Annotated in this window: 23 protein-coding genes; 21 read left to right on the top strand and 2 right to left on the bottom strand. The window is 41.2% G+C overall.

What is annotated here, in order from left to right; translation table 11 throughout:
* On the top strand, positions 1-407 hold a 407-nt coding region (locus AC075J_RS10225), incomplete at its 5' end, for an aminotransferase class V-fold PLP-dependent enzyme (protein WP_476390294.1).
* A gap of 185 nt (positions 408-592) precedes the next feature.
* Positions 593-1774, top strand: a complete 1182-nt coding sequence (gene thiI, locus AC075J_RS10220; protein WP_055052522.1) for a tRNA uracil 4-sulfurtransferase ThiI — start codon at positions 593-595, stop codon at positions 1772-1774.
* Between the two features lie 115 nt (positions 1775-1889).
* On the opposite strand, the gene AC075J_RS10215 is transcribed toward thiI, so the two are convergent.
* On the bottom strand, positions 1890-2126 hold the full coding sequence (locus AC075J_RS10215; RefSeq protein WP_008707401.1) for an HPr family phosphocarrier protein: 237 nt from the start codon (positions 2124-2126) through the stop codon (positions 1890-1892).
* A gap of 317 nt (positions 2127-2443) precedes the next feature.
* On the opposite strand from AC075J_RS10215, the gene mtaB reads away from it, so the two are divergent.
* The 9 genes from mtaB (at position 2444) to AC075J_RS10170 (ending at position 9719) form a co-directional block, all read left to right on the top strand.
* Positions 2444-3775 carry a tRNA (N(6)-L-threonylcarbamoyladenosine(37)-C(2))-methylthiotransferase MtaB gene (gene mtaB, locus AC075J_RS10210; protein WP_055058743.1) on the top strand — a complete coding sequence of 444 codons (1332 nt, stop codon included), beginning with the start codon at positions 2444-2446 and terminating at the stop codon, positions 3773-3775.
* 355 nt (positions 3776-4130) lie between these two features.
* Positions 4131-4403, top strand: coding sequence for an IreB family regulatory phosphoprotein (locus AC075J_RS10205; RefSeq protein ID WP_020994102.1), 273 nt, complete (start codon positions 4131-4133; stop codon positions 4401-4403).
* Position 4404: 1 nt separating this feature from the next.
* Positions 4405-4827: a Holliday junction resolvase RuvX gene (gene ruvX / locus AC075J_RS10200; protein ID WP_025579194.1), complete on the top strand. Its 423-nt coding sequence runs from the start codon at positions 4405-4407 to the stop codon at positions 4825-4827.
* 12 nt (positions 4828-4839) lie between these two features.
* Positions 4840-5097, top strand: coding sequence for a DUF1292 domain-containing protein (locus tag AC075J_RS10195; protein ID WP_022381221.1), 258 nt, complete (start codon positions 4840-4842; stop codon positions 5095-5097).
* Positions 5098-5260: 163 nt separating this feature from the next.
* Complete coding sequence (locus tag AC075J_RS10190; RefSeq protein ID WP_226852876.1) at positions 5261-7009, top strand: ribonuclease J; 1749 nt, start codon at positions 5261-5263, stop codon at positions 7007-7009.
* Between the two features lies 1 nt (position 7010).
* Positions 7011-7355 carry a YlbF/YmcA family competence regulator gene (locus AC075J_RS10185; RefSeq protein ID WP_022381223.1) on the top strand — a complete coding sequence of 115 codons (345 nt, stop codon included), beginning with the start codon at positions 7011-7013 and terminating at the stop codon, positions 7353-7355.
* A gap of 89 nt (positions 7356-7444) precedes the next feature.
* Complete coding sequence (locus tag AC075J_RS10180; protein WP_008707419.1) at positions 7445-7849, top strand: endolytic transglycosylase MltG; 405 nt, start codon at positions 7445-7447, stop codon at positions 7847-7849.
* Complete coding sequence (locus AC075J_RS10175) at positions 7846-8490, top strand: O-methyltransferase (protein WP_173701182.1); 645 nt, start codon at positions 7846-7848, stop codon at positions 8488-8490. The genes AC075J_RS10180 and AC075J_RS10175 overlap by 4 nt, the downstream gene beginning before the upstream one ends.
* 5 nt (positions 8491-8495) lie before the next feature.
* Positions 8496-9719: a peptidase U32 family protein gene (locus AC075J_RS10170; protein WP_020994100.1), complete on the top strand. Its 1224-nt coding sequence runs from the start codon at positions 8496-8498 to the stop codon at positions 9717-9719.
* Between the two features lie 38 nt (positions 9720-9757).
* Here the strand turns inward: AC075J_RS10170 and sigK are convergent, their stop codons facing one another.
* The gene (gene sigK / locus AC075J_RS10165) at positions 9758-10387 is read right to left on the bottom strand and encodes an RNA polymerase sporulation sigma factor SigK (RefSeq protein WP_022381225.1); all 630 of its coding nucleotides are present in this window, start codon (positions 10385-10387) and stop codon (positions 9758-9760) included.
* Positions 10388-10543: 156 nt separating this feature from the next.
* Between sigK and AC075J_RS10160 the strand changes: the two genes are divergently transcribed.
* From AC075J_RS10160 to AC075J_RS10115, 10 genes are all read left to right on the top strand, one after another.
* Entirely contained in the window at positions 10544-11236 is a 693-nt protein-coding gene (locus AC075J_RS10160) for an HD domain-containing protein (RefSeq protein ID WP_165858281.1), read from the top strand.
* 234 nt (positions 11237-11470) lie between these two features.
* Complete coding sequence (locus AC075J_RS10155; protein ID WP_195999114.1) at positions 11471-12451, top strand: tRNA dihydrouridine synthase; 981 nt, start codon at positions 11471-11473, stop codon at positions 12449-12451.
* Complete coding sequence (locus tag AC075J_RS10150) at positions 12417-14210, top strand: cache domain-containing sensor histidine kinase (protein WP_195999115.1); 1794 nt, start codon at positions 12417-12419, stop codon at positions 14208-14210. The genes AC075J_RS10155 and AC075J_RS10150 overlap by 35 nt, the downstream gene beginning before the upstream one ends.
* A gap of 66 nt (positions 14211-14276) precedes the next feature.
* The gene (locus tag AC075J_RS10145; protein WP_195999116.1) at positions 14277-15791 is read left to right on the top strand and encodes a response regulator; all 1515 of its coding nucleotides are present in this window, start codon (positions 14277-14279) and stop codon (positions 15789-15791) included.
* Between the two features lie 74 nt (positions 15792-15865).
* A complete protein-coding gene (locus AC075J_RS10140; protein WP_271728642.1) occupies positions 15866-17044 on the top strand; it encodes a sugar ABC transporter substrate-binding protein in 1179 nt (392 codons plus the stop codon).
* A 163-nt stretch (positions 17045-17207) separates the two neighbouring features.
* Entirely contained in the window at positions 17208-18434 is a 1227-nt protein-coding gene (locus AC075J_RS10135; RefSeq protein ID WP_019162408.1) for an ABC transporter substrate-binding protein, read from the top strand.
* A 175-nt stretch (positions 18435-18609) separates the two neighbouring features.
* Positions 18610-19521, top strand: coding sequence for a carbohydrate ABC transporter permease (locus tag AC075J_RS10130; RefSeq protein WP_019162407.1), 912 nt, complete (start codon positions 18610-18612; stop codon positions 19519-19521).
* Complete coding sequence (locus tag AC075J_RS10125) at positions 19521-20357, top strand: carbohydrate ABC transporter permease (RefSeq protein WP_195999117.1); 837 nt, start codon at positions 19521-19523, stop codon at positions 20355-20357. Before AC075J_RS10130 ends, AC075J_RS10125 begins: the two co-directional genes overlap by 1 nt.
* 112 nt (positions 20358-20469) lie before the next feature.
* Positions 20470-22413 (top strand): glycoside hydrolase family 127 protein, encoded by a 1944-nt coding sequence (locus AC075J_RS10120; RefSeq protein WP_195999118.1) that lies wholly within the window; start codon positions 20470-20472, stop codon positions 22411-22413.
* 340 nt (positions 22414-22753) lie between these two features.
* A partial coding sequence (locus AC075J_RS10115) for a YibE/F family protein (protein ID WP_476390293.1) occupies positions 22754-23487 on the top strand: 734 nt, incomplete at its 3' end.

The raw sequence follows: 23487 nt of genomic DNA, 5'->3' as shown, positions 1-23487 counted from the left end.
CAGCAGAGATCGATGTACAAAGCATTTTTGACGAGAAAGAGCATCTTTACCAGCTCAAAGAACGCATGGCAGAAGGACTTTCTAAGATTGACGATGTAGTAATCAACGGAATGCCTGTCAGAGAAGGCGCACCGCATATCTTAAGCGTCAGCTTTCTGGGAATCAGAAGCGAGGTATTGCTTCATACCTTAGAGGACAGAAACATTTACGTATCAGCAGGAAGCGCATGCTCCAGCCATAAGAGAAAACCAAGCGCAACACTTTCAGCAATGGGAATGAGCAATGCACAGATCGAGAACACTGTACGTATCAGCTTCTCAGAGGAGAATACATTCGAAGAAGTTGACTACTGCCTAGAAGTTCTGAATGAAGTACTGCCGATGCTGAAACGCTATGCACGCAGATAACAAATAATAGTTATAAGTGATATTTGGAATGGAACCTGAGATAAGCTCAGGAATATTTGAAAAGGTTGTTAATAGCATTTATATGAATTCTATTTGAAAATTACAGATATTAAATCCAGAAAAATATTAATTCTAATATTATATAAAACAATTTATTATAAGCAAAATAAGAGAAGGAGAAACAAATGATATTCCACGCATTTTTAATAAAATACGCAGAAATCGCCATCAAGGGCAAGAACAGATACATCTTCGAAGATGCCCTTGTAAAGCAGATGAACATCGCCCTTTCCAAAGTAGAAGGTGAGTTTGAAGTAAAGAAAGAACAGGGAAGAATCTATGTATTCTGCCCGGAGCAGTATGACTATGATGAAACTGTAGAAGCCTTGCAGCATGTATTCGGTATTGTTGGAATCTGCCCTGTAGTGATCTACGAAGATCAGGGATTCGAGCAGATGGCAAAGGACGTAGTTTCCTACATGAAGAACTGCCATCCGAACTACGACGGAAGTTTCAAAGTATATACAAGAAGAGCAAAGAAATCTTATCCGATCACATCCATGGAAGTTAGTGCAGAACTCGGCGGTCGTATCCTGGATGAGTTTCCGGATGCAAGCGTAGATGTACATGAACCGGACCTGACTCTTTCCGTAGAAATCCGAGACAAGATCTATGTATATTCCCAGACCATCAAAGGCGCAGGCGGAATGCCAATCGGCACAAACGGAAAAGCTATGCTTCTCCTTTCTGGCGGAATCGACAGCCCGGTAGCAGGTTACATGATCGCAAAACGTGGTGTTAAGATTGACGCTGTATATTTCCACGCTCCGCCATACACAAGCGAAAGAGCAAAACAGAAAGTTGTAGACTTGGCAAAACAGGTAGCAAAATACAGTGGACCGATTCGCCTCCATGTGGTAAACTTCACAGATATCCAGCTCTATATTTACGACCAGTGTCCGCACGATGAGCTGACTATCATTATGCGTCGTTACATGATGCGTATTGCAGAGCATTTCGCAAAAGAAAGCAGATGTCTCGGTCTGATCACTGGAGAAAGCATCGGTCAGGTTGCCAGCCAGACCCTGCAGAGCCTTGCAGCAACAAACGAAGTCTGCACACTCCCTGTATACCGTCCGGTTATCGGATTCGACAAACAGGAAATCGTAGAAAGATCCTGGGAAATCGGAACCTATGAAACATCCATTCAGCCATTCGAAGACTGTTGTACTATTTTCGTGGCAAAACATCCGGTTACCAAACCAAACCTGAACGTGATCCACCGTTCTGAAACAAAACTGGAAGAAAAAATTGACGAACTCATGAAGACAGCGCTGGAGACTGTTGAGATTATTGAGATTGATTAATATCGATTACAAACATTCGGAATCTGCTGACGCTACTTCCTTATGTTTGAACTTGAAACTCTGGTATACAAAAAAAGAGGAACTGGTAAACAGTTCCTCAATGACTGCGAAAAAATTATTCTGTAACGTATTTGCCTACGATTGCCATAACGGTATCAAGAGCAGCGCCATCAGCGTGGATGTTTAAATCGATTGGTTTGGATAAATCAAGGCTGAAAATACCCATGATAGATTTTGCGTCGATTACATATCTTCCGGATACTAAATCGAAATCGCAGTCGAATTTGCTGATTTCATTAACGAACGCTTTCACTTTATCGATAGAGTTCAGTGAAATTTTAACTGTTTTCATTATGAGAACCTCCCTTAATAATAGTTATTTGCTGACCTGATTGTCTGTCAGCTTACAGTTTTCATCTTAACGGCAGAGACCATAAAAGTCAAGGTGAAAACGGATAAAATTTCCAGAAAGATTTAGTGAAAATGTAGAACAGTGCTAAAATATCAGACTGTTTTGTAGAAAATGAACAATAACTAAAGCGAAAACAAAATCTATTCTGTAAGCATATAAGTTTTCGAAATGTCAGCATGTATACAAAGTCCAGACTACAGAAAATGAGTATGCAGGTATAGAATTATAAAAACAGAAAAATCAATTAGGAGGAAAGAATGGGAAAAAAAGTTGCACTTCACAACTTAGGATGTAAAGTAAACGCCTATGAAGTAGAAGCCATGCAGCAGCTTCTGGAAGAAGCGGGCTACGAGATCGTACCTTTTGAACCGGGGGCTGATGTATATTTAATTAATACCTGTACAGTAACCAACATTGCAGACCGTAAATCCAGACAGATGCTGCACAAAGCAAAGAAAATGAACCCGGATGCTATCGTGATCGCAGCCGGATGTTATGTACAGACAGATGAAGGGAAACTGGATAAAGATGAGGCTGTAGACCTGATCCTTGGAAACAATCAGAAGGGAAATATTGTCCAGGTACTCGAGGAATATGAGCAACAGCACACCAAACAGAAACATGTGCTCAAGATCAACCAGACAAAAGAATATGAAGAACTGGCAATTGATCATACAGCAGAGCATGTACGCGCATATATCAAAGTTCAGGACGGCTGTAATCAATTCTGTACTTACTGTATCATTCCTTATGCAAGAGGTCGTGTCAGAAGCCGTAAGATCGCGCATGTAATGGATGAGGTTCATGCACTTGCAGCAAAAGGATACAAGGAAGTTGTTCTGACAGGAATTCATTTAAGCTCTTATGGTGTAGATTTCCCGGCAGAAGAGAAAGAAACACTGCTTTCCCTGATCCGGGCAGTACATGAGGTAGAAGGAATCGAACGAATCCGTCTGGGCTCCCTGGAACCGGGAATCATCACAGAAGAATTTGTGCAGAGCATTGCCGCATTGCCGAAAATGTGTCCGCATTTCCATCTGTCCCTGCAGAGCGGATGTGATACCACACTGGAGCGAATGAATCGCAGATACAGAAGCGCAGAATATGCAGAGAAATGCGGGCTTCTGAGAAAATATCTGGGAAATCCTGCACTTACCACAGATGTGATCGTTGGTTTTCCGATGGAAACAGAAGAAGATTTTCAGGATTCCTATGATTTCGTAGAGAGTATTCATTTTTATGAAACTCATATTTTCAAATATTCCCGCCGCCATGGAACAAAGGCTGCAGCCATGTCCGGACAGCTCACTGAAGCACAGAAAGCGGTCAGAAGTGACAAGATGCTTGCTTTAAATGAACAGCATGCGAAAGAATATGAGAAATCCATGCTCGGCGGTAAACTGAAAGTACTTCTTGAGGAAGAAGTAGAGATTAACGGAGAGCAGTGGTATATCGGCCACAGTATGGAATATATTAAAACAGCAGTGAAAAAACAGGACAACTACAGTGTGAATGACATCATTACTGTAAAAGCTGAAGAATTCCTGGAAGAACATACATTAACAGGTGAGGTTCTGGGAGTAGAATAGTTACAGTTCACTTCATTCTCAGCGGAATAGTGGTGTGTGAGTTACTGTTCACACACCACTATCCCGCGAGGTGTTTTGGCATGAATATGCCAAAATCCCGAGACATACAAGCCAAAATTCCATTGCCGCAGGCAATCTGGAATGAATTTTGGCTATGTTACTGAGAACGGAGTGAACAGTAACGTGTGTGAACAGTAACGAATAATCATCAATAAATTTGCGGTTGCACAATACGTGAAATTATATTAAAATATAGAAGAAAATATGTGTATTGTATACGAAATTTGCAATACATAGCAAAGCAGAATTACTAAGAAGGCTTTGCGACAATAAATCAGGTAAGGACGTGAATAAAATGGCAGAGAACAATCTGGGTAATACCCAATATTTCAGAACAAAACCAGACCAGGAGCTTCAGGTAAAAGAAGTTCTGGATCTCGTTTACACAGCAATGGATGAGAAAGGATACAATCCGGTCAATCAGATCGTTGGATATATTATGTCCGGAGATCCTACTTATATTACCAGTCACAAGGGCGCAAGAAGCATGATCATGAAGGTAGAGCGCGACGAACTGGTAGAGGAACTTTTAAACGAGTATATTAAGAACAAATCCTGGGAACGCTGATATGAGAATTCTGGGATTAGATTATGGATCAAAAACAGTCGGTGTAGCCATCAGTGATCCGCTGGGGATCACCGCTCAGGGTGTAGAGACGATCTGGCGTAAACAGGAGAACCACCTGCGCCAGACACTTGCCCGTATTGAAGAACTTGTTTCGGAATATCACGTGGAGAAGATCGTGCTTGGATATCCGAAGAACATGAACAATACGATTGGAGAACGTGCCCAAAAATCACTGGAATTTAAAGAAATGCTGGAGACACGTACAGGTCTTGAAGTGATCATGTGGGACGAGCGTCTGACAACAGTAGAAGCCAATCGTACTTTAATGGAAGCCAGTGTGCGCAGAGAGAACCGCAAGCAGTATCTGGATCAGCTGGCTGCTGTTTTTATTTTGCAGGGATATCTGGATTCCCTGTCCTGTTAGGAGATTAATAAGATGGAGAAAATTAAATTTCAGCTTGAGGACGGAACAGAAGCGGAGTTTTATGTAGAGGAGCAGACCAGGATCGGAGGAGTTGCATATCTTCTGGTATCTGATTCTCTGGATGATGAGGCGACGGCCTATATTTTTAAAGACGTGTCAGAGGATGACAGTCAGGAAGCCTGCTATGAAATGGTCGAGGACGAGGATGAGATGCAGGCTGTTTTTAAAGTATTTGAACAAATGTTAGATGACGTAGACCTTGAAATGTAGCATGGAGGTGTAGTACTTGAGTAACGAAAATAACAACCAGTTTAATAATGAAGCGCGTGAAAATCATGACGGACAGTTCGGACATGGTCAGAAGAGGCCATACAACAGACCGAAGAATTATAAATATAAACCACAGCACAGAAACTCTTATGGAAGAAAACCAATGCAGGACCGCAAGGCTCCGGCAGATAAAGAGAAGAACGGAATACAGGTACCATTTAAGTCTGCGATAAAGAATTCTTCCCGCAGACCGAAGAAACCAACATCTAAATTAAAGATCATTCCTCTGGGTGGTCTGGAACAGATTGGAATGAATATCACAGCATTTGAATATGAAGACAGCATTGTTGTGGTAGACTGCGGTCTTGCTTTCCCGGAAGATGATATGCTCGGAATTGACCTTGTCATTCCGGATGTCACCTATTTAAAAGAGAATATTTCCAAAGTAAAAGGCTTTGTGATCACTCATGGACATGAGGACCATATCGGTGCGCTGCCGTATGTACTCAAAGATGTAAATGTCCCTGTTTATTCCACGAAGCTGACCATTGCCCTTATTGCAAATAAGCTGAAAGAGCATAATATGACCAATACTACCAAGTTAAAGGAAGTAAGGCATGGACAGGTCATTAATCTTGGTGATTTTTCAATTGAATTTATCAAGACAAACCATAGTATCCAGGATGCATCTGCACTTGCGATCTATTCTCCGGCAGGCATCGTAGTGCATACCGGCGACTTTAAAGTAGATTATACTCCTGTATTCGGAGATGCCATTGATTTGCAGCGTTTTGCAGAGATTGGAAGAAAGGGAGTACTGGCACTGATGTGTGACAGTACTAATGCAGAGAGAACCGGATTTACCATGTCTGAACGTTCTGTGGGACATGTGTTTGATAATCTTTTCAATGAATATAAGACAAACAGAATCATTATTGCCACTTTTGCATCCAATGTAGACCGCGTACAGCAGATCATTAACACAGCTTATCGTTTTGGACGCAAGGTTGCAGTAGAGGGCCGCAGTATGGTAAATGTTATCACAACTGCAGCAGAGCTTGGATACCTTCGCATTCCGGATCAGACTCTGATTGAGATCGATCAGGTTAAGAATTACCCGGATGAACAGGTAGTGCTGATCACAACAGGAAGTCAGGGTGAATCCATGGCAGCTCTTTCCCGTATGGCTGCAAACATCCATAAGAAAATAGTGATCAAACCGAATGATACTATTATTTTCAGTTCCAATCCGATTCCGGGAAATGAGAAAGCGGTATCCAAGGTTATCAATGAGCTTTCCATGAAGGGTGCGAAGGTTATTTTCCAGGATGTCCATGTTTCCGGACATGCCTGCCAGGAAGAAATCAAGCTGATCTATTCTCTGGTAAAACCGAAATATGCAATCCCTGTTCATGGTGAATACAGACATCTGACCGCACAGAAAAATGTAGTTGAGGAACTTGGAATCCCCAAAGAGAATATCTTTGTCCTTGCATCCGGAAATATTCTGGAGCTTGACAGCCAGAGTGCACAAGTAACAGGCACTGTACACACAGGAGCAATCCTGGTAGACGGACTTGGTGTAGGAGATGTAGGAAATATCGTTCTTCGTGACCGTCAGCATCTTGCAGAAGATGGAATTATGATCGTTGTGGTTACGTTGGAACGCCACAGCAATGTGATTCTTGCAGGACCGGACATTGTTTCCAGAGGCTTCGTATATGTGAGGGAATCTGAGGATCTGATGGATGGTGCAAGAGAAGTGGTAGAGAATGCACTGGATTCTTGTCTGGAACGTAATATTACGGACTGGGGCAAGATCAAGACAGTTGTGAAGGATGCGCTCAGTGAATTTTTATGGAAACGTACCAAGAGAAGTCCTATGATCCTGCCTATTATCATGGAGGCATAAAATGGAACCAAATACAATAGAGGAAAGTATTAAAGGGCTTCTGGAGGCTATAAAGGAGAGCCCTGAATATCTGGAATTTCAGAAGCAGAGTGATATCCTGAAAAAGAAGCCCGAACTGAAGGCACGTGTGGATACATTCAGGGCAGATAATTATAAAGTCCAGAATGAATGTGATTCCGATAATCTGTTTGAAGTTGTAGAGCAGATGGGAAAAGAATCCGCAGAGCTGCGCAGACACCCGGAAGTGAATGCGTATCTGGATGCGGAGCTTGCTTTGTGTAAAATGATGCAGAGAATCTGTATAAAACTGGGAGAAGGTATTGATATAGAGGTCCCGGGAATGTGAGCAGATAAACTGTAAAACAGTTATCCTGCTGTGAGCAGATAACTGAGCGGATGACTTTATCCGCCTGACATACAGAAAGGAAATAGCTTATGAGTGATACCAGAGAACGTGCAGGTGCAGCAGGTGTTGTTGTTGCAGGAACGTTTTTTAAGATCGTACTTTATATATGTGTGATAGTTTTACTTTTCTGGGTAGGAAAGGCTTCTTATCAGTTTGGACATGATGTCTTTAATCAGCAGGCCATGAGTCCCGGAGAAGGACAGGAAGTTACAGTGGTGATCAAGGAAGATACTTCCTTGTACAAGATTGCCAAAACTCTTCAGAAAAAAGGTCTGGTCAAGAGTGCAACGGTATTTTATGTTCAGGAGAGACTGTCCACTTATCATGGAAAGCTTCAGGCCGGAACGTATCTGTTAAGTACAGCATATACACCTAATCGTATCATGGGAATTCTGGCAGGTGATGATGAACAGGAAGGGGTAAGTGATTCGTGATAGTTGACGAGCGGATGCGTACCTATATTAATTCACTGGATATGGGAAATACACCGTTTCTTGAAGAATTGGAGCAGTATGCCATCAGGGAACGGGTGCCGATCATCCGGAGAGAAATGCAGAGCTTTATAAAAATGTTTCTGGCTGTAAACCGGCCGAAGCGTATTCTGGAGGTGGGGACAGCCATTGGCTTCTCCACACTTCTTATGTGTGAATATGGTCCTGAGGATCTTGAAATCGTAACGATCGAGAATTATGAGAAGAGAATCCCCATCGCAAAAGAGAATTTCAGGAGAGTCGGACGGGAAGCGCAGATTACTCTGCTTGAGGGAGACGCAGGACAGATATTAAAAGAACTGGAAGATTCGTTTGACATGATTTTTATGGATGCTGCAAAGGGACAGTATATCAACTGGCTTCCGGATGTGATGCGTCTTATGAAAAATGGCGGTGTTCTCATCTCTGACAATGTGCTTCAGGAGGGAGATATCATAGAGTCCCATTATCTGGTAGAGCGCAGAAACAGAACCATATATAAGAGAATGCGTGAGTATCTGTATGAACTGAAACATAATCCATCCCTGATAACTTCGATCATTCCCCTGGGAGACGGAGTTACAGTCAGTGTGAAACAGGAGTGAACAATATGAGAAAAATAGAATTGCTGGTTCCGGCTAGCAGTCTTGAGGTGTTGAAGATTGCTGTTATTTTCGGAGCAGATGCAGTATATATCGGTGGAGAAGCCTTTGGACTTCGTGCCAAAGCAAAGAACTTTTCCCATGAAGATATGAAGGAAGGAATCGCTTTTGCCCATGAACATGGAGTGAAAGTTTATGTGACTGTAAATATTCTGGCCCATAATTATGATCTGCCGGGTGTGAGGGAATATCTGACAGAACTGAAAGAACTGAAGCCGGATGCACTGATCATTGCAGACCCGGGAATCTATATGTATGCAAAGGAAATATGCCCGGAAATCGAACGCCATATCAGTACACAGGCAAACAATACTAACTATGAGACATATCGTTTCTGGTATAATCTGGGAGCAAAGCGTGTGGTAACAGCCAGAGAGCTTTCGCTTGCGGAGATTAAAGAGATCAGAGAGCATATTCCGGAGGATATGGAGATTGAAACATTCATCCATGGTGCTATGTGCATTTCTTATTCCGGAAGATGTCTGCTCAGTAATTATCTGGCAGGACGTGATGCCAACCAGGGAGCCTGTACCCATCCCTGCCGCTGGAAATATTCCATTGTTGAGGAGAAACGTCCGGGAGAATATATGCCGGTATTTGAAAATGAAAGAGGAACCTATATCTTTAATTCCAAGGATCTCTGCATGATCGAGCATATGGACGATATCATTAACAGCGGAATCGACAGTCTGAAGATAGAAGGCCGTATGAAAACCGCTCTCTATGTTGCAACAGTTGCCAGAACTTACCGCAAGGCAATAGACGACTATATGGAGAGCCCTGAGAAATATCAGGCAAATATGCCATGGTACCAGGAACAGATTTCCAACTGTACCTACAGACAGTTTACAACCGGATTCTTCTATGGAAAACCGGATGAGAATACACAGATTTATGATAATAATACTTATCAGAAGGAATATACGTATCTGGGATTTGCTGAGGCAGTGGATGAACGGGGTTATGCGCAGATCACTCAGAGAAATAAATTCTCTGTAGGTGAGACAATTGAAATTATGAAACCGGACGGACAGAATGTAGCTGTCACTGTGAAGGGAATTTATGATGAGGAAGGCAATTCCATGGAGAGCGCGCCTCATGCACAGCAGAAGCTGTTTATCGACCTGGGAACCGAAATCCAGGTTTACGATCTGTTAAGAAGAGCAGAGTGATTAATAAACGCAGCCAACGTTAAATTTGTTGGCTGCGTTTACTGCATTTGCGGGAAAAGGCCTCGAAGCTTTTGCAGAGCAGTTTTTTCGATCCTGGAGACATAAGAGCGGCTGATACACAGTTTTCGGGCAATTTCCCGCTGAGTTTCTTCCTCCATGCCAAAGAGCCCATATCTGCAGCAGATCACCTGATATTCCTTATCTGACAGGACTTTTTTCAGAGAGCGTAGAAGATAGTCGGTATTTTCACGGATATAGCAGTCTTCTACAATATCTACAGGTGCACTCTCGATCACATCTAACAGATTAATCTCATTTCCTTCTTTATCTGTTCCTATGGGTTCATATAGGGACACTTCTTTTGAATGCTTTTTCTTAGCACGAAAATACATCAGCAGTTCATTTTCTATACATCTGGCAGCATAGGTGGATAACCGGGACGCCTTCTGGGGATTAAAGGTTGTGACAGCCTTGATCAGTCCGATGGTTCCAATAGAGATCAGATCATCTGTATCCTCACCGGTTCCCTGATATTTTTTGACCACATGTGCTACCAGCCGGAGATTATGCTCGATCAGGATATTCTTTGCCTGAGAATCACCCTCCTGATATTTTTGAAGATAATATTTTTCCTGGGATATGGACAAAGGTTTTTGAAAGGCCTTCAAATCGCTACCTCGAAGGGGATTTCTATATAGTTTATGTCCGGGACAGGGTGTTGGTGCTTTTCCAGAAAATTTTGAGCCTTTTTACAATTATTTTACCTGTTCTGTACAATTGTGTGATGGCAGAGTGTCTTTTCCTCTGCTATGCTTAATAAAGTTATGTATCAGAATATATGTGTAAAGGGAGCGAAATATTTGAAGTACAAGGAAATAGCAAATAACAAAGAAATTAATGCATATCTGCAGAAAGGAAATGCAAATCTGGGACAGCTGGGTTTTACAGATCATTCAAAGGCACACTGCGTGCAGGTTGCACATCAGGCAGGAAAGATACTGAAACGGCTGGGATATTCAGAACATGAAATTGAGCTGGCAAAGATTGCCGGTTATATGCATGATATCGGAAATGCCATTAACAGAACCCATCATGCAGAATATGGTGCACTGCTTGCAAATGATTTACTGAAGGAAACAGATATGTCCTTGGAAGACAGAATAACAGTGATAGCAGCCATCGGTAATCATGATGAATCAACAGGAAGTCCTGAGGATGTGGTTTCAGCGGCACTTATTATTGCAGATAAAACAGATGTAAGAAGAAGCCGCGTGCGCCAGAAAGAACGATCAGCTTACGATATCCATGACAGGGTAAATTATGCAGTTACAGACGCCAAGCTGAAGATTGCGGAAGACAGATCAGTAATTGCACTGAACCTACAGATTGATGAAAAAATCTGTTCCATGTATGATTATTTTGAGATTTTCCTTGAGCGTATGATGCTTTGCAGGAAAGCTGCGGAAATACTTGGAACAACTTTTAAGCTGACAGTAAATGGCCGTAAGGTTTTATAGAATAAATGAAAAAGATAGAGAAATTTATTGAAAGAGATGCTTGCAAAAAGAGTATCTCTTTTTGTGTTGATTTTTGCAGCGGATGTTTCAAATCTGCATTGAGAAATCAGAATGACTACAGTATAATGGATGAAGAATTTAACCGAATAAACTGCTCAGCAGTTATCAGGTGTAGAACTACGCAGCGAAGTGGATGATTTTATCTGCTTAAATACAATATAACAGGAGAAGCACATGAAAATATATTTAGCCCCGCTTGAGGGAATTACAGGATATACATACAGAAGGGCACTTTACAATTGCTTTGGAGGGTTTGACAAATATTTTATTCCTTTTATTCTTCCAAACCAGAAAGGACATCTCAGCACCAGAGAAAAGAAAGACATTATGCCTGAGAATAATGAGGGGATGTATGCTGTTCCCCAGATTTTGACAAAGAATGCAGAGGATTTTATCCAGACAGCGGAAACACTGCAGGAATACGGTTATAATGAAGTGAATCTGAACCTTGGCTGTCCGTCAAAGACTGTTGTGACAAAAGGCAGAGGTGCAGGATTTCTGGACAGACCGGATGAACTGGACAAATTTCTGGATGAGATTTTCCGTAAATGTGATATGAAGATTTCCATCAAGACTCGATTGGGTATGGATGATCCGGAAGAATTTGAAGATCTGCTGACGATTTATAATAAATATCCACTGGAAGAGTTAATTGTTCACGCAAGAGTGCAGAAAGACTATTACAAAAATACGCCACGTCTGGAAACATTTGGGGAGGCGGTGGAGCGGGCCAAGAGCCCGGTTTGCTATAACGGAGATATCGTCACAGCAAAGGACTGTACCAGATTACAGGACATGTTTCCGACCCTGGACTGCATTATGACAGGCAGAGGAACACTGAAGAATCCTGCACTTGCCAGAGAGATCCGTGGCGGTGCACCTGCGTCAAAGGAAGAAATCCGCAGATTTCATGATATGATGTACAATGAATATTGTGAAGACCTGTCCGGAGACAGAAATATTCTGTTCCGTATGAAAGAATTATGGTCTTATCTGGCACCTATGTTTACTAACAGTAAAAAATATGCCAAAAAGATTAAGAAGGCTGAGAAATGTGTGATATATGAAAATGCAGTCAGAGAACTGTTCAGCTGTGAGCAGTTAATTGGAGAAGTGGAAGATGGGGATATGGAAAAAAATACTGGATCATTATAACAGCTGGAAACTGGGGCATAAGCTGCTATGTGCATTTACACTGGCATCTATCATTCCGTTGCTCCTGATACAGATTTTTGCATTTCAGGTAAACCGTAAACAGATGACGGAGAAGATTGATGAGCTGATGGTCAGTAACCTGACGCAGATTGCGGAACGTGTAAACCTGAACATGGAAGTATATACAAACCTGTTATATCAGATATATAAAGATGAGCAGGTGATCGACAGCGTGACAGCACTGACTGACGATCAGGAAACACATAAGGCAGTAGCGTACAACCAGATTGTAAAAAGAATGAAACAATACCGCAACAGCGATGCGGGGATCCGCTGCCTGAGTATTATATGTCCGGATGGATTAGCTGTAACATATGATTTTGAAACAGATTCTTCTCTGAATACAATCTGGAATAATTATTCAGATATGAGGCAGGCACCACCCTACTGTGAGGCTGTAGATGCACCGGGAATGGTACTGTCTGATACGATGAGATTTGAAGAAGGGGAAAACCCCGGACATTTTTTCCATATTTCCAAAAGACTGTTTGACTTTGATGATCTGGAAAAAGGAAGTATTGCTACTGTTGTTATGTCGGTGGATCAGAGTATACTAAGCTCTATCTGCGGAAACGGCACAAAGCGGGATAACAGTATTAATTTTATTATGAATCAGAAGCAGGAAATAATTTCTTATCCGGATGAAGACTTCACAGGTATTTCCATAAATCCGGATCTGAGTACAGAAGAATTTGTAAAGGTTTCCGGATATCTGAAAAATAAGAAAATAGCACTGAATCAATATGAAGATGCAGATACAGGATGGATCTTCTGCAATGCGTATGACAGAGATTATATGCTCCGGGACGTGACTAGAACACAGGGAATGCAGCTTGGGATTACGGTATTGCTTTTAAGCTTTGCTCTTGTTCTGATTATCTATACAATACGAAATATGGATGCATCCGTAAAATCGGTTGTGCAGGGAATGCAGGAAGTAAAGAAGGGAAATCTGGATGTTCTGGTTCCGGTTCAGTCTTTTGATGAGATTGGTACGATCACGGATAACTTTAATGAAATGACAGTGAAAGTACGGGAATTGATCCGGGAAGTGACAGAAGCACAGGAGAATCAGAAGAATGCGGAAATTCGTGCTCTGGAAGCCCAGATTAATCCACATTTCCTGTATAATACTCTTGATTCCATTAACTGGATGGCAATTGAGAAAGAGGAATATGAAATCAGTAAAATGATCCGAAATCTGGGAGTGATACTCAGATACAGTGTAAATAAGAGCAACCAGATTGTAACCATAAGAGAACTGGCAGACTGGTTGGAAAAATATATCAGTCTGCAGCAGATGCGCTTTAATGATGCATTTGCCTATCGCCTGAATATAGACGAGGAGACTTACGACAGGAAGGTTTATAAGCTACTGCTTCAGCCCTTTGTAGAAAATGCAATCATTCATGGGTTTAAGGAAATGGAAAGCGGCGGACTTCTTCAGATTGATATTATGCCGGCTCAGCACGATCCGGGAATTGTTATCATTATAGAGGATAATGGAAAAGGAATGCCACAGGACATGTTGAAATGTTATAATGACAGAGAAGAAGCCATTAAGGATGAAGGAAGAAGCATCGGCCTTCATAATGCTTTTTCCAGAATGAATATGTATTACGGTGAGAAAGCGTCCTGGAATGTCAGCAGTATGGAAGGTATGGGAACTGTGATCACCCTGCGTCTTCCTGTCCTATAGCAGTCCTTGTAAATAATGCATTTAAGACAGTTTCATATAAAATACAGTATTTAAGGAAAAGAGAAAATGAGAATATTAATCGTAGAAGATGAAATAAAAATCCGTATGGGAATTTCCAGACTGATTACTTCACATACACAGCATACAGTAGTAGGAGAAGCAAAAAACGGAAAAGAAGGACTGGAGATGATCAACCGCTATCATCCGCAGCTTGTAATATCCGATATCCGTATGCCGGTGATGGATGGTCTTGAGATGCTTCAGGAGTCAGTGAAGCAGGGAAACCATTGCCATTTTGTAATTCTCAGTGGTTACTCGGAATTTGAATATGCGCAGAAAGCACTCAGATATGGTGTAGATGATTATTTGCTCAAACCGTTGGCTCCTGAAGATGTTACAGAACTTCTGGACAAAATCCAGCAGAAAGTGGATGAGGAAGAAGCAAAAAACATTCAGACAACAGAAGGACTGCTCAGAGAAATCCTGACAGGTGGACGTAATGACATTACAGATATTTGCCGGGAACTTCAGGAAAAACATATTTTTACAGAAAATCAGCCAGTTTTTGTTGTGGCAGGATATACGGGAAATACCAGTCCGAAATATTCTCAGGCATTAACCGGACAGTGGGAGAAAATGAAAGAGACTTATCCTGAAATGAGGCTTTTTTATGTTACGTTGGAAAATACGCAGGAAATGTTTTTGTTAATTCAGGGAGAAATCACAGAAGAGGAGCTTGAAAGAAAGCTGAATCGGAGAGTATACCAGAATATAACAGAAGAAGATCAGCCAGTATGGACATTTGCTGTCTCAGATCAGCCTGAGGAAATACAGAATATTGTTGAAAAACTGAGAAAGTGCTATTTGTACGGAATTCGTCTTGGCTATCGTACGATTATCACAGAAGAAAAAACAGAAATGATTGCAGAAGAAGAATTTCAATATCCGATACATCTGGAAAATCAGATGCAGACAGCCTTGTGTGAGACAGCCATAGAGCATTTGCGAAAAGAAACGGACTTTTTTATCAACTATACGAAAGAGATGAAATGCAGTCCACGGTATATCAGAAAAACCTATAAAAAAATGCTGGCATTTCTGGAACATATCTGTCATGAAGTAAATCCGGAAGCCTATAAGCTGCTACAGAACCAGGATCTGGAGAGAGCAGCGTCTGAAATGGTGACTCTGGGTGAACTGGAAGCAGTTTTCAGAAAGGCAGTGGAGATTATTATTGAATCTAAGGATAGGAAAGAAGATATCCGTAATTATGCGATCCGCCGTGCAATCAATTTTATTCGGGAACATTACAGTGAAAATATTTCCCTGGATATGCTGGCAGAACGTCTGGAAATCACACCGGAATATTTAAGTGCATTGTTTAATAAAGAGGTAGGAATTAATTTTTCAACGTTTTTAAAACAGTTCAGGATCAGTCAGGCGAAGAGACTTCTGAAAGGTACGGACGAGAAGATTTATGCGATCGCACAGCAGGTTGGATACAATGATCCGAAATATTTTAACAGAGTATTTAAAGAAGAGGTTGGCATGTCTCCCGGTGATTACAGACAGAAAAATTAGGACAGACATTTTGCCTGAATGATTTTTCAGACACGCCCGAGTGAGCGGAGGATAAAGAGAAGGACAGTAAGAGGATGAAAGATATATGGAAAAAAGTCAGCATATTTTTTCTGGCAATGTTAATCGTGTCGTTTAGCGGCTGTTATAACGCATCAAAAGAAAAAAAGGAAAAAACTGTGGCAGAGCAAAAAGAAAATCTGGTGATCTGGGCTTATTATGAAACACAGGCTCAGAGAAATGGATTGAATGAACTGGTAAAGAATTTTAACCAGTCTCAGAATGAATATGAAGTAGAATGGGAATATGTGCCTATGACAGGTTTTGTAAAAGGTCTGTCTTCGGCTTATACAGAGAATAAGCTTCCGGATATGGCAATCCTGGACAATCCGGATACACCGTCCCTGATCCGGTTGGGAATGTTCGAAGATATCACAGAACAGGTAAAGAACTGGAATCTGGAAGAGGAATATTATCAGTCAATCCTTAATACAGTGAAATATGAGGAACGGTATTATGGACTTCCTCTGAATTGTAACAGTACAGCATTGTTTTACAATAAACATATATTGGAAGAGGCAGGTGTCACGCCTCCGTCTGACTGGCAGGAGTTAAAAGAAGCAGCGGAGAAACTCACCACAAAAGACAGAAGCGGATTTCTCATGTGTGGTATGGAAGGAGAGCAGGGAGCATTTCAGATTCTTCCATGGATTTTATCAGCAGGCGGTACTGTAGATGCAATTGACGGACTGCCATGGACAGAAACCTTTGAGTTTTTTTCAGAACTTCTGAAAAGCGGAAGTATGTCAGCAAACTGCATCAATCTGACACAGACAGATGTGGCAAGAGAATTTAATGAGGGAAAAACAGCTATGATGCAGAATGGTCCCTGGGTTTTGCCGATGCTGAAAGAGGCAGGTACAGACTATGGAATTGTATCACTGTCTGAGAACGGTTCACCTGCGGCAGTGCTGGGCGGAGAGAATATAACTATTATTAAAGGTAAAAATGCAGAAGGATCTCTGGTGTTTTTGAACTATTGTATGGAAAATGAAGAGCTTTTGAAGTTCTGCAAGTCTGCAAGTATCCTTCCTGCGAAGATCAGTGCTGCAAAGGAAATGGCAGCAGAAGATGAAGATATGAAAGTCTTTGAGGAGCAGATGAATTATGCAGTTTCCAGAACTTCTGTTCCGCAATGGGAAACAATTGCACAGAAGCTGACTGACAGGATGTATAGCCTGGTACAGGAGAATTAATCTATCAGTACAGAGAATATTATAGCGATTCCATAAAATAATGCACTAAAATAAAATAGTCCACCTTTCTTAAATTATTAGAATTAACCAGAAGGACAATCTCCCATATAATGAGTTCAACAGCAAAAGAGCTGAAACAAATCATTATATGGGAGGTTTTTTTATGAAGATGAAAAAAGTGTTAGCAGCGGCGTTATCCCTGGCATGTGCAAGTACTTTATTTGCAGCGACAGCAGTAACCGCATCTGCAGCAGACAAAAAGGAAGTTGTGATCTGGGATTATTTCGAAACAGATGCACAGAAACAGATGATGCAGTCATTAATTGACGAATTTAATGCATCACAGGATGAGTACGAAGCATCTCATGTATATGTACCATTTGCAGATTACGAGAAACAGCTTACACTGGGTATCGCATCAGGAGAACTTCCAGATCTGGTTATCCTTGATGGCTGTGGTATGGCATCTTTCATTCAGTTAGGATTGTTTGGTGATATCTCCGATGCAGATATTAACTGGGACGAGTACATGGAAGGACCGATGGAATCCACAATGCTGGACGGAAAACATTATGGAATCCCATTTGCAACAAACTGTACCGCTCTGTTCTACAACAAAGATCTGTTTGATGCAGCAGGAATTGATTATCCGGATGAAAATACTACATGGGATGAATTCCACGAAATGGCAAAAGCTCTGACAAAAGACGGAGTATCCGGATTCGGAAATGCAGCAACAAACACAGATGAAGGTACATTCCAGTGCTTACAGTGGCTTTACACAGCAGGCGGATCTTATACAGACATTGAAGATGGTGTAGATGCTTACAAATTAATGCAGGAAATGATCGAAGACGGTTCCTGGACAAAAGAATGTGTAAACTGGACTCAATCAGACGTAAACAATAACTTTATGGCAGGAAACCTTGCAATGCAGCAGAACGGACCATGGCAGATTCCCGGAATCGAAGCAAATGCTCCTGATTTAAACTACGGTGTAACTGTTCTTCCTAAGAAAGATGCAGATTCCGAACAGGCAACATCTATCCTTGGCGGTGAAAACATGGGTGTTGTAAATAAAGATGATACTTCAGGCGCTGAAGCATTCCTGAAATATTATGATCAGACTGATGTTATGGTTGACGCTATGAAACAGTACGGTTCCTATCCTCCAAAAACAGAGGCAGCAAAAGATTCCTACTGGACAGATGATCCAATCCAGAAAGCGTTCCTTACACAGATCGATACATCCATTCCAAGAGGACCAAGCGCTGCATGGCCATCCTACTCAAGTGCGATCCAGACTGGTTTCCAGGAAGTTATGACATCAGCCAAAACTCCGGAACAGGCAGCCAAAGATACACAGGCAGCAGTAGACGCAGTGAAATAATATTAAATGAAATATAATGGAAAGAATGCCTCGCTTTGTGAGGCGGGGCGTTCCTTTCTGAAACTGGACAATATCCATGAATTTGCTCATACAGATATCCATACATGGCTTATTCATGGATGTTGTTCAGAATTTTCAGACAGTATTTTAACTACCACTTTAAGGGGGCAGAAGAATGAAAAAACAAAGAAAGTTAAACGGCGGGGCAAAGATGGGATTTCTGTTCGCCCTTCCCGCAGCGATTTATATGATGGTTTTTATAGGCTATCCTATGATCCAGAACCTGATCTTAAGTTTTAAGAATGTAGATGTTTATTCTTTCGCACAGCCGGACAATCAGGTATTTGTCGGATTACAGAACTATATCGAGTTATTTACCAGTGGTAACTCTATCCTGACTAAATCAATTGCAAATACATTGATTTTTACAGTTGGTTCTATTTTCTTCCAGTTTATCATTGGTTTTGCACTGGCATTGTTATTCAATAAGAAATTTGCCGGATGTTCTTTCTTCAGAGGTATGACAATGATCTCCTGGCTGCTTCCGGTAACAGTCGCAGGACTTCTTTTCAAATTCATGTTCGCAAGTTCTGGCGGTATTATCAACCAGTTCCTTGTATCTCTACATATCATCGACCAGCCAATGGAATGGCTTTTACATCCAAAGTCTGCAATGGTAGCTATCATTGTAGCAAACATCTGGATTGGTATTCCGTTTAATATGATGCTCCTGATCACAGGACTTACCACAATCCCGGCAGAAGTTTATGAAAGTTGCAGCCTGGATGGTGCAAACAAGATCCAGACATTAGTTATGGTAACAATTCCGATGATCAAACCGGCGATTATGTCCGTTCTGACATTAGGATTCGTATATACATTCAAAGTATTCGACCTTGTATGGGTTATGACGAAAGGCGGACCGATCAATTCTACGGAACTGGTTTCCACTTATGCATACAGGCTTTCCTTTGAGGAATTCCAGTTCAGTAAAGGCGCGGCAGCAGCTAATATTCTGTTCCTGATCCTGCTGGTAGTCGGAGTCTTTTATATTAAATTAATCAATGAAGAGGAGGAGATCATGTAATGGGTAAAAAACAGAAAAAAGGTCAGATTGGCGCTTTTATATGCGGATTCATTATCTTTGTGATTTTTATATTTCCTCTGTACTGGATGGTAGTTACAGCATTAAAAACACAGGTGGAAATCTTTGAGATTCCCACACCATTATGGCCGAGAAATCTCTCTCTTGATGCATTTAAAGCACAGCTTTCCGCATCCGGTGATACACTCCGTGGATTCAAAAACAGTGCGATCATTGCTGTTGGAGCAACTATTATTTCCACTGTTTTATCCATACCTGCATCTTATGGTCTGGCAAGATTCCGCTTCCGTGCAAAAAAAGTCATGATCCTGTTCTTCCTGATCACACAGATGCTTCCATCTACTCTGGTACTGACATCATTATATATCATGTTCTCAAAAGTCGGACTGTTAAATACATACTGGGCACCAATCCTGGCAGATGCTACACTTGGTATTCCTTTCAGTATTATCATTCTGAGAACCTATTTCCTGTCCATCCCGAAGGAACTGGATGAGGCGGCAAATATTGACGGCTGTGGATACTGGAAATCCTTCTTCCTGATCATGCTTCCGATTGCAAAGCCGGGTGTGGTGGTTGCAGCAGTATTCTCATTCGTATATGCATGGGGCGACCTGATTTATGGTATTACATTCATTACAAACCCGAACATGAGACCAATCACTTCCAGTATTTATAATTATGTACAGCAGTATCAGACACTGTGGAACTCCACAATGGCATTTGGTATCATTGCAATTTCTCCTGTTGTATTAATCTTTATCTTTATGCAAAGATACATTGTCAGTGGATTGACAAACGGAGCTGTAAAAGCGTAAAAAACAAAAAATAATAAGTATATGAATGCAAATTGGAGCGTGTCTGAAATATATTTAAAATAACTGACATGCTCTAATTTGCTATCAAAAACAGTAAAAGGAGACATAAAATATGAGAGCAAATTCACTGGACTTAAAAAAAGTTTCCATTCATGATTCATTCTGGTCCAAACACGTTGACCTTGTAAGAAATGCGATCATCCCGTATCAGTGGGAAGCAATGAATGACAGAATCCCGGATGCAGAATCCAGCCACTGTCTGGAGAACTTTAAAATCGCAGCAGGAAGAGCGAAAGGTGATTTTTACGGAGCAGTTTTCCAGGACACAGACGTTGCAAAATGGCTGGAAGCAGTAGGATTTTCCCTTGCCTGCTATCCGGATGAAGTACTGGAAAAAACAGCAGATGAAGTAATCGACCTGATCGCAGATGCACAGTGTGAGGACGGATACATCAATACCTATTTTACAATCAAAGAGCCGGACAAACGTTGGACAGATCTCTGCGAGGGACACGAATTATATACAGCCGGACATCTGATGGAAGCAGCAGTTGCCTACTATGAAGGAACAGGAAAGAGAAAATTTCTGGACTGTATGTGTAAATTTGCAGATCTGATTTGCGACACTTTCGGAACAGAAGAAGGCAAGATCCACGGATATCCGGGACATGAGGAAGTAGAAATAGGACTGATCAAACTTGCACGTGTAACAGGAAATAAGAAATATATGGATCAGGCAAAATATTTCGTAGATGCCAGAGGTGTTGGCGAAAATTATTTTATGAAAGAAATGAGCCGCCCGGACTACAAGATGATCTTTCCTGAATTTGCAGATTATACACCTGCATATTCTCAGTCACATAAACCAGTCAGAGAGCAGACAACAGCAGAAGGACATGCAGTACGTGCCGTTTATCTGTATTGTGCAATGGCAGATCTGGCAGAGGCTTATCAGGATGAAGGACTTCTGAAGGCCTGCAAAAACTTATGGAATAATATTGTAGAGAAACGTATGTATCTTACAGGTGGAATCGGTTCTTCCGGACATCTGGAACGTTTTACAGTAGATTATGATTTGCCGAACGAATACAACTATTCTGAAAGCTGTGCATCCATCGGACTTGCCCTGTTTGGTCTGAGAATGGCCCAGATTACAGGAGAAAGCCAGTACATGGATGTGGCAGAACGTGCATTATATAATACGGTTCTTGCAGGAATTGCGCTGGATGGAAAGAGTTTCTTCTATGTAAATCCTCTGGAGGTATGGCCGCCTGCATGCATGGAAGGAACCTCCAAGAAACATGTAAAACCAATCCGCCAGAAATGGTTTGGAGTAGCATGCTGCCCTCCAAATATTGCCAGAACACTGGCATCTCTTGGTCAGTATGTCTATTCACAGAGACCTGAAAAAAGAGAATTATATGTGAATCTCTTCGTATCCAATGAGACAGAACTTGACTGGAATGAAGACAAGATTTCCGTGAAACTTCAGACAGAATTTCCATGGGTAAGTACCTACAGTCTGGAAGTAAAGAATGTGCCGGCAGGCGGAATGAATCTGATGCTTCGTGTACCGGACTATGCACAGGATTATCAGGTAAAAGTAGACGGAAAATTATATGAAGAAAACAAAGAACCGGAAAAAGGCTACCGTAGAGTTCATGTAGAAAAAGACACTAAAATTGAGGTAAGCTTTGCTGCACCTGCCAAATTTATCTATGCAAACCCACAGGTACGTGCAGATTCCGGAAAAGCAGCAATCGTACGCGGACCACTGGTATACTGTCTGGAAGAAATCGACAATTTTCAAAATCTCCCGGCAATCTTTGTAGATACAGATGCACCTCTGAGAGAAGAAAAATCTGATCTCTTCGGCGGAATCATAACAGTGAAAGCAAAAGGAAAGAAAATTGTAGAATCTTCCGTTTCCGACAGCCTTTACAGCGGACAGAAACCACAGCTGGAAGACGTAGAACTTACAGCAATCCCATATCCTTACTGGAATAACAGAGGTGAAGGCGAAATGCTTGTGTGGATGAAGGAACTCAGACCATAGAAATGAAACAGATACCCCTTAAGTAGATGAAAAATATCTATTTAAGGGGTATTCTTAATTTATATCGCAAATCATTTGCAAATTATTTGCAAATTTATATCTTGACTAGGATTTAAAAAAGTGTAAAATATTATTTCGATAAAAAGTAACTGATTAGTATCTTTAAGGCTGCAATATTTTTTATTAAGAAGGAGAAAAAAATCCTATGAAATCTTATGCATTTCAGATGAAATATTTCTTAGCAGGCATCTATATTATCTGTGTTATATTTACTTGTTTTAACGCCAGGTTTTATCATACGCCTCTGGCGAAGATATCTTCAGTAACAGAAAAGGAAACAATGAGTAGGAAAGGAACTAGGGATGCAGAAGAGTATTATTATACTCAGAAAATTACAGCGCGTATATTAAACGGTACCCATAAAGGGGAAGAGATTTCTATTTCTAATGAATATACCACGTCTCAGGTTCAGAATCAGAAATATCACAAAGGAGACACGGTCCTTTTAAGCGGTTCAAGGGAAAATCCAGGGAAATCCATACGTTCCATAAAGCGTGATGGTTATCTGGCATTGCTGGCAGGTGGTCTGTTTTTTCTTCTGATCTGTATTACAGGAAAACAGGGATTCTATACGATCATATCGCTGATATTGAACACAATTATATTCGCGTTTGGATTTCAGGCTTTTATGAAAGGGGAAAATATCTTAAATATCTGCAATGTAATTGCTTTTCTTTTTTCGATAACAACTCTGATCTGTCTGAATGGAATCCACAGAAAAACATGGGCTTCTGTTATTTCAACCATATGCGTACTGTTTCTGATCATGGCATTATTTGAATTTTCTATTCAGTTTTTTGGAGATTTGGATTATTCTAATCTGGAATATCTGGGGAGTATGAGTAATTCCGCTGATATATTCTGGACAGATATTATGCTGACAGGACTTGGAGCTATCATGGATGTAGCTGTAACTATTAGTGCTGCAACAGGGGAAATTGTCCGGAAAAATCCAGATGTTTCTCTGAGAAAATTAAGACATTCAGGACGGGAAATCGGATATGACATTATGGG

Source organism: Blautia sp. ZXY-1-C6 (genome assembly GCF_056339875.1).
This window is presented reverse-complemented; position numbering and strand designations above follow the sequence as displayed.